General features: G+C 29.3%; 6 protein-coding genes. All 6 read left to right on the plus strand.

From position 1 onward, the window contains the following. Positions 1 to 46: 46 nt before the first annotated feature. The 6 genes from L8W68_RS05940 (at position 47) to L8W68_RS05965 (ending at position 8378) form a co-directional block, all read left to right on the plus strand. Positions 47 to 1486, plus strand: coding sequence for a hypothetical protein (locus L8W68_RS05940; protein ID WP_263675365.1), 1440 nt, complete (start codon positions 47 to 49; stop codon positions 1484 to 1486). 262 nt (positions 1487 to 1748) lie between these two features. After that, positions 1749 to 2999 carry a phosphoribosylamine--glycine ligase gene (gene purD, locus L8W68_RS05945; RefSeq protein ID WP_263675367.1) on the plus strand — a complete coding sequence of 417 codons (1251 nt, stop codon included), beginning with the start codon at positions 1749 to 1751 and terminating at the stop codon, positions 2997 to 2999. Continuing rightward, entirely contained in the window at positions 2996 to 3454 is a 459-nt protein-coding gene (locus L8W68_RS05950; protein WP_039617840.1) for an RDD family protein, read from the plus strand. Before purD ends, L8W68_RS05950 begins: the two co-directional genes overlap by 4 nt. Continuing rightward, positions 3444 to 5480, plus strand: a complete 2037-nt coding sequence (locus L8W68_RS05955) for an LPS-assembly protein LptD (protein WP_263675376.1) — start codon at positions 3444 to 3446, stop codon at positions 5478 to 5480. The genes L8W68_RS05950 and L8W68_RS05955 overlap by 11 nt, the downstream gene beginning before the upstream one ends. Then, positions 5480 to 6136, plus strand: coding sequence for a phosphoribosyltransferase family protein (locus L8W68_RS05960; protein ID WP_263675368.1), 657 nt, complete (start codon positions 5480 to 5482; stop codon positions 6134 to 6136). The genes L8W68_RS05955 and L8W68_RS05960 overlap by 1 nt, the downstream gene beginning before the upstream one ends. Before the next feature lie 133 nt (positions 6137 to 6269). Next, on the plus strand, positions 6270 to 8378 hold the full coding sequence (locus tag L8W68_RS05965; protein ID WP_263675370.1) for a polyribonucleotide nucleotidyltransferase: 2109 nt from the start codon (positions 6270 to 6272) through the stop codon (positions 8376 to 8378). Positions 8379 to 8480: the final 102 nt, after the last annotated feature.

The raw sequence follows: 8480 nt of genomic DNA on the forward strand, positions 1-8480 counted from the left end.
AAGTTAAAATAAGAATTGAATTTTTCTTTAGATCAAGGATTTGGATATGCACGGAAAAATAATGGTTTATGTGGATGCTACTGGAAGAGGAACAGTAATCAATCTAGCAAAAACATTTTTTGAATTTAATAAACATGCATGGCATGATAAAAGAAGCATGCCAACAGTTGGTATGTTTGTTGAATTTAGATCCGATGGAAAGCATATTACCGATTTAAGACCTTCTAAATTTCAAGAATTTGCAGATAGTGATTTTATCAAAGAAAGAGATTTTTGGAAAACAGATAGTGATGATGAATTAGAAGATTTAAGACTGACAAGACGTGATGCCTATGTTCAAGAACTTTATAGAGAAACAGATTATGATAATCTTGATAAAATCACATTAAATTTAACTATCCCACAAGCCATTCAAAGATATTTTTATAATGAAACCTTGTCAATTAATGCAGTAAAAGACATTAACACAGATGAGGTGCCATATATTATTGATTTTTTTGCTATGAAGCGTTTTTTGTATAAGGCTTTAGATACTTTATTATTTTCGGATAATACTATTAATCAAGCTGATTTTTCTGCGATGAAAAATATCATAGTGCACCTTGAAATGGCATATAAAGATATGAAAGATAAGCAAAAACATATCAATATGGAGCGTTTGTATGATGAGGTGTTTTTATCTCATCAATGTCATTATCAAGCACTTTTAGCTTCGATTGATAATAGGAAAAATAGAAAATTAGCACTAGATCGTCAGATGAGTACTTTAATTACAGATATAAAATCAAAACAAGCAAGATTAGAATCTGAAAATGGTAAAAAACGCCAAGAATTTGAAGAGTTAATACAAAGTAAAAAACAAAAATTAATAGAAATTAAAAATGAAGCTGACTATTTTACAAAAAGCGTAGAAAAATTAGAGGCAATGAAAAAGTCTTTTTATGAAAAAAATTTTACTATTTTTAGTAATAGTTTTAATATGGCAAGAGAAAAGCTTTTTGAAAAAATTAAGCAAGGTTTGAATATTTGTGCTACAAAATTAGATATAGAAATTTGGAAAAAATCTTTAAAATCAACAAGTATTAAAAACTCTTATTTTAAAACAGCAAGTGAAATTTCTTTTTGCACGCTTTCTTTTGCTGAGCTTTATTTAAATAGGCTAAATAAACATGCATTAAACCCAAATGATCAATTATTACTTTCTTATGTTAAAAAGGTTCGAAAAGAATGTGAAAAGAGTTTTTTAGTAGTTACTTCTAATCCTGATTTGTATGTTAGCATGAAGATTCAAATTTTTGCAATGAATCCTTATTATGTAGTTAAGCATGCACCTAAAAAAGTAAATTATCAAGGATTAATGAAAAATACTGAATTTGATATAGTTTATGTAGATGAAAAGACTATATGGGCACCTGTTGCTGATGTTATCTTAGAAGGGAAATATTTCTTAAAAAAAGATTCTAAAACTAAATTTAAAATTTTATAAAAATCCTTTTAAACCCTATTTTTAAGTTTTCTTAGTTATAATTATATTGCCTAAATGGTTCGATATGGTATTAAAGAGGATCCAACACATTAATTATAAGCTGTGATGTGTGATTTACCGTGTTCTGTGACTTCGTTTGAGTTTTGAAAAAAGCGAGAAGCTGCAGCCTTTAAAAATCACCTAATGGCATACTTTGACTTTTTGAGGGTCAGACACTTATACTCCGGCCATTTGGGTTTTTGCAACACTTTTAAGGAAAATAATGAAAATTTTAATATTAGGAAGCGGTGCAAGAGAGTATTCTATCGCTTTGGCTCTTCAAAAAACAAATGATAATTTAGAATTTTATTTTGCTCCAGGAAATGGTGCTACTGCTAAAATAGGAACTAATCTTAATATGAAAGATCCTAAGGTGATTACAGCTTATGCAAAGGCATCTGAAATTGATCTTTGTATAGTTGGAAGTGAAAATTTTTTAGCAGAGGGTATAGTAGATCTTTTTAAAGAAAACAATATTGCTATTTTTGGTCCTACTAAAGCCGCTGCTATGCTAGAGGCCTCAAAATCTTATATGAAGAGCTTTTTAAAAAAATATAAAATTAAAACAGCTAAATTTTTAAATACAACAGATTATGAAAAAGCTAAGAAATTTATTACATCCTTAACACCTCCTATAGTGGTAAAAGCAGATGGCTTATGTGCGGGTAAAGGGGTAATTATTGCTCAAAGTCATGAGGAAGCTTTAGAAGCTACTAAAAATATGCTAAGTGGAGAAAGCTTTGGGGAAGCTGGAAAGATTGTTGTGATTGAAGAATATCTTGATGGCTTTGAGTTAAGTGTATTTGCAGTTTGTGATGGAAATGATTTTATATTATTGCCTGCTGCACAAGATCATAAAAGATTATTAGATAATGATAAAGGACCTAATACAGGTGGCATGGGAGCTTATGCCCCAAGTGCTTTAGCAAGTGAGAATTTGTTAGAGCAGGTAAAAAAAGATATAGTGGCACCAACTCTTAAAGGTATGAAAGAAGAAGGTGCTGAATTTGTTGGAGTGTTGTTTATAGGTTTAATGGTTGTAAATAATAAACCTTATGTTTTAGAGTATAATGTGCGTTTTGGTGATCCTGAGTGTGAGGTTTTGATGCCTTTGATAGAAAATCCTTTGGATTTATTTTTAGCATGCGTGAACAAAAATCTTGCTAATACTCATATAAAAATTAAAAATGAATTTGCTGTGGGTGTGGTTTGTGCAAGTAAAAATTATCCTTACAAGGACTCACCAAAAGCCTTGATCGAGATAGATAATGTCCCGCAAAATTCTCATATTTCTTATGCTGGTGTAAGTTTGGAAGATGATGAATTGTATGCTAGTGGTGGTCGTGTATTAGTTTGTGTGGGAACTGGAAAAAGCATTGAGGAAGCTCAAAAAAACGCTTATATGCTTTGTGAAAATGTTCATTTTAAAGGAAAACAATATAGAAAAGATATTGCTTTTCAGGTTCTTAAATGAGTGCAAATCAAGAATTATTTGATAAACTAGAAAAAGAAGAGCTAAAAATAGCAAGTTTTAAAAAAAGATTTTTAGCTTATATTATTGATAGTTTTGTAATTTTAGCTATTGTAAGTATTATTTTGCTTGATAAAATTAATTCTATGCAAACTTATGATGAAATTCATAATCTTTTAATGCGCTTTGCTGGTGGAATTTTGATTTTGCAGTTTGCTTATCATAGTTTATTTACTTATTTATACGGTGCAACTTTAGGGAAAATGCTTTTGAAAATTATGGTGATTGACCAAGAATTACTAGATAAGCCAAATTTTACCCAAAGTGCTTTAAGGGCAGGTGTAAGACAAATTAGCGATATGTTGTATGGTTTAGGTTTTGCTTGGGCTTTGAGTAATATTGTTTTGAAAACTTGGCATGACTATGCAGCAAAAACAGTGGTGATAGATCTTGCGTAAAATATTACTTTCTTTAGCTTGCGTAGGGAGTTTGTATGCTTCTAAGGTAGACATTTATGCTTTAGATGTTGTAAAAAAAAATGATATTATAGAAGCAAAAAATAATGTAGTTGTAGTTTCTGATTTGTATTTAATCACCGCAAGTGAGGCTAAATTTAATGAAACAACTAAAGATTTAGAATTATTTGGTGATGTAAATATCTTACGAGGGCAAAAAGAAAGAACCAATTCTACTTATACTAAAATTAATCTTAAAGATAACACAACAGCTTTTAAAAATTTATTTTTTTCAAATAACGATTTAGAGGTTTGGTTGCAATGTCATCAAGCTGATTTAAATGATAAATTTGTTACAACTAAAAAGTCAGTTGTTTCTAGTTGTAATGTAGAAAATCCTGATTGGGAAATTCGTTTTGATGAAGGAAAATTAAATAAAGAAAGTAATTTTTTACATCTTTATAATGCAAGATTGTATGTAAAAAATACTCCTGTGATGTATTTACCTTATTTTGGTTTTAGTGTAGATACTAAAAGAAAAAGTGGTTTGTTAATCCCTCAGGTAGTTTTAAAGCAAAGTGAAGGGCTGTATTACAACCAGCCAATTTATTATGTTATTGATGATAATGCAGATATTCAATTTGAGCCTCAGATTAGAACAAAAAGAGGTTATGGATTATACTCAACTTTAAGATTTATTGATGGTCCTTATTCTCAAGGTGAAATTAGCGGTGGTATTTTTGGAGAAAAATCAAGCTACAAAAGAGAGGAAAATTTAAAAAACAAAGAACATTATGGTTTAGAAATCAAATATTCAAGTGAAGCTTTGTTTAAAAGTCTTTTGAGCGATGAGTTTCAAGAAGGCTTGTGGGTTGATGCTACTTATTTAAATGATGTGGATTATATGAATTTAAGTTCTAGTGCAAAAACTGAAGCTTCTTTAGTTACCTCAAAAATAAATTATTTTTTATCTGATGATGATAATTATTATGGTGCTTATGCAAAGTATTATATAGACACTTCTAAAATTAGCAATAAAGATACCATGCAAGAATATCCATCTTTTCAATATCATAGATATTTAAATGGTTTTTTTGATAATTATATACAATATAGTTTAGACGCTTCTTTTCATAGGTATTATAGACATACAGGTATTTATGCTAAAACATTAGATTTTGATCTGCCTTTAATCTATCATACGAGTTTTATGGATGATTTTTTAAATTTTACTTTTACTGAAAGAGTATATGCAAATTTTGTTAATTATTCTAATACAGATGCTAAAAATCAAGAACATTTGTTTCAAAATTCACATAATTTTTCTTTATATACAGATCTTTCTAAGCCATATGAAAATTTTTATCACACTTTATATTTAGGTGCTAATTATTTTATACCTGGAGCCAAATCAGGTAAAATTACTGAAGATTTTATAGAATTAAAAAATGATCCTGAGCAGTTTAATTTTTCAGTGTATCAGTATTTTTACAATACTTTAGGTAAAAAAAAGCTATATCATAGTTTAAAGGCTAAATATTTCACCAAGAAAGGTAGTTTTGGCGGTTTTGATAATGTTATAGAATATTTTTACAATGATTATATAAGCTTGAGAAATGAAGCAGAATATTCAGGGGTGGATAATCGCTTTGATAAAGTATTTAGTGAGGCTTTGTTTGATTATGGTGAGTGGAAAGTTAGTCTAAACCATGCTTATAGAATTTATGAAAATGAAAAATATAATTTTTTAGGAACTAAAGCTCAGTATGATATAAATACTAACTATCAAATATTTGGTGGTTTGTGGTTTGATTTAAACAAAGATCCTGAAAAATGGGAAGTAGGTTATACCTATCAAAGAAAATGTTGGAATTATTCTTTGATGTATCGTAAGGATATTTCACCTAAGCTTACTAGTGGAGGGATTAGCGCTAAAGATCAAAGCGGTGTATATTTTATGTTTAATTTTTATCCGTTGGGCGGAGTTTCTTATGATTTTTCTCTAGAAGAAAATGAAAGGTCCATATAATGCTTTTTGAAGATGAAAAAGATGCGCTTGCTAGATTGTATGATATATTACCACTAAATAAATTAAAAGATTATATTATTATTACACCTTCTTTAAAATCTATAATTTTTGTTGATGCGCTAGCACAAAAATTAGAAATTCCGTATGATTTTTTATTTACAGAGCAAATTAAAGCTCCTAATAATGATGAGTGTCAAATAGCTATGATTAGTGAGACAAAGGAGCTTGTTTATAATGAGGCTTTAGTTAAAGCTTTTGATATAAGCTTAGATTATATTTACGGTGAGGCAAACAGGACTTATGAAGAAAAAATTTTAAAAAATGTATATCGTTACAGAAAAGGAAATCTTTTAAAAGACTTAAAAGGAAAAAATATTTTAATGTTACATGAGGGCTGTGAAAGCGGAATTACTGCTTCTTCATGTATTAAAAGTTTGCTAAAGGAAGAAGTAAATAGTATTATTTATGCCACTGCCTTAATGCCAAGTGACGTGTATGATTATATTAGTGTTTTTGTAGATGAGGTTTATTGTGTGCAAAAGATTGATCATTTTGTGAATATTGAGTTCTATTTTAAAAATAAAACGATTTTGCAAGCCTATGAAATTTTAGATATTTTAGAAGAAAGTAAATATTATTTACCTTTAAAAAAGTAAATTTATATCTAGACAATTTGTTGTTTAGATATAAATTTATAGGCAAAATAAAAACAGGCTTTTTAAGTTTTAATTTTTAAAATTTAAAAAGCTTATTTGGTTTTGTCTATGATAAAAATTTAAAGGAAAAATCATGCGACATGAAATAAATATCAATAATCATCTTGAAATATTTGATACCGATAAAGTGGCAAAACAAGCAGCAGGTGCAGTTTTAATGCAAGAAAAAAATGCAGTAGTCTTAGCAACTGTAGCAAGAGAAGAAAAAATGGTAGAAGAGGATTTTTTACCTCTTACAGTGCAATATATAGAAAAAGCCTATGCAGCAGGTAAAATTCCAGGTGGCTATGTAAAAAGAGAAACCAAACCAGGTGATAATGAAACTTTAAGTGCAAGGATTATAGATAGAAGCTTAAGACCTCTTTTTCCAAAAGGCTATGCTTATCCAACCCAAATTGTAGTTATGGTTCTTTCTGCTGATCCTGAAGTAGATTTACAAGTAATGAGCTTAAATGCCGCAAGTGTTGCTTTATATTTAAGTGATATTCCTATTAAAGCGCCAGTTTGTGGTGTAAGAATAGGTCGTATAAATAATGAATTTGTTTTAAATCCAAGTAACAGTGAGCTAAAAAATAGTACCCTAGATCTTTATGTAGCAGGTGTTAAAGACGAGCTTTTAATGATAGAAATGAGAGCTTTGGCAAATAAGCAAAACAATAAACATTGTATGAATGAGTTAAGTGAAGATGATACTTTAAAAGCTTTAGACTTTGCAGGTAATGCAATTTTACGTGGCTCCAATGAATATGAAAAAACATTTGCTGCTTATAGAAAAAATTCCAAACTTGAGTTTAAAATAGAGCTAGATAATGCTCAAATTATTGACTATATAAAAAATACTTATATGACAAAACTTAAAATTGCTATTAATCAAATGGCAAAAAGTGAAAGGGCAAGTGAAATTTTACAAATTGCAAAAGAAATTGAAAGTGAAGCAATAGCTATTGAAAATGAATGGAAATTTGAAGATATTGAAAAAGCTTTGCATGTATGTAAAAGAGAACTTATTAGAAGTCAAATTATTAATGAAAATAAACGAGCAGATGGTAGAGATTTGAAAGATGTTAGGAAAATAGATATAGAAACAAATATTTTACCAAGCGCTCATGGATCTTGTCTTTTTACTAGAGGACAAACCCAAGCTTTAGTTGTTGCAACTTTAGGAAATGATAATGATGCGCAAATGTCAGATTTGCTAACAGAAAAAAATCCAATTTGTGAAAAATTTATGGTTAATTATAATTTTCCGGGGTTTTCTGTAGGTGAGGCTAGCCCTATAAAAGCTCCTGGTAGAAGAGAGCTAGGGCATGGAAATTTAGCAAAACGAGCTTTACATCCTAGCGTAGATGTAGATTATGCTCATACTATTCGTTTGGTATCTGAAATTTTAGAAAGTAATGGTTCTAGTTCTATGGCTACTGTTTGTGGTGGTGCTTTGGCTTTAAGAGCTGCAGGAGTAAAAAGTGAAAAACTAGTAGCAGGTGTGGCAATGGGGCTTGTTTTTGAAGATGAAAAATATGCTATTTTAACCGATATCATGGGGCTTGAAGATCATGATGGAGATATGGATTTTAAAGTAGCAGGAAGTTATGATGGAATCACTGCTTTGCAGATGGATATAAAACTTGGTGGTATAGAGCAACAGGTTTTAAAAGAAGCTTTGTATCAAGCAAAAGAAGCTAGAGAGTATATTTTAAAACTAATGGAAGAAGCTGATAGAAATATCATTGTTAATGAGGCTATTTTACCAAAGATTGAGATCTTTAATGTAGATCCAAACAAAATCCCTGATATTATAGGTCAAGGCGGTAAAACTATAAAAGAAATCATCGAAAAATTTGAAGTTAATATCGACTTAGATAGAGATAAAGGCGAAGTTAAGATAGCAGGAATTAATCATGATTTAATTTCTCAAAGCAAAGAATATATATTAAATTTACTCCATTCTAAGGGTTCTAATAAAAAACGCGACAGAAAAGAAATGTCTAAATTTGATATCGGAGAAGAATTTATAGGAAAAGTTCAAAAAGTTGTAGAATTTGGAGTTTTTGTAGAACTTAAAGAAGGCGTGGATGGTTTATTGCATAATTCTAAGATTAAAGAAAAGTTAGAAGTAGGCAATGAAATTAAAGTTAAAGTTGCAGAAATTAAAAATGGAAAAGTTTCTTTAGATTTAGCCTAATTTTGAGCATATTAAAAAATATGCTCAAAATTTTATATTATATCTTGACAAAAGAATATTCTTTTGGCATAATTTCATTTTTTGATTGTCTCGTTAGCTCAG

Origin of the sequence: Campylobacter sp. FU_497, assembly GCF_025772425.1 — a bacterium.
GTDB classification, from domain to species: domain Bacteria; phylum Campylobacterota; class Campylobacteria; order Campylobacterales; family Campylobacteraceae; genus Campylobacter_D; species Campylobacter_D lari_C.

Coding starts and splice junctions, on each gene's coding strand:
- L8W68_RS05960 (WP_263675368.1), top strand. CDS start 5,480: ATGCTTTTTGAAGATGAAAAAGATGCGCTTGCTAGATTGTATGATATA.
- L8W68_RS05950 (WP_039617840.1), top strand. CDS start 2,996: ATGAGTGCAAATCAAGAATTATTTGATAAACTAGAAAAAGAAGAGCTA.
- L8W68_RS05965 (WP_263675370.1), top strand. CDS start 6,270: ATGCGACATGAAATAAATATCAATAATCATCTTGAAATATTTGATACC.
- L8W68_RS05940 (WP_263675365.1), top strand. CDS start 47: ATGCACGGAAAAATAATGGTTTATGTGGATGCTACTGGAAGAGGAACA.
- purD (WP_263675367.1), top strand. CDS start 1,749: ATGAAAATTTTAATATTAGGAAGCGGTGCAAGAGAGTATTCTATCGCT.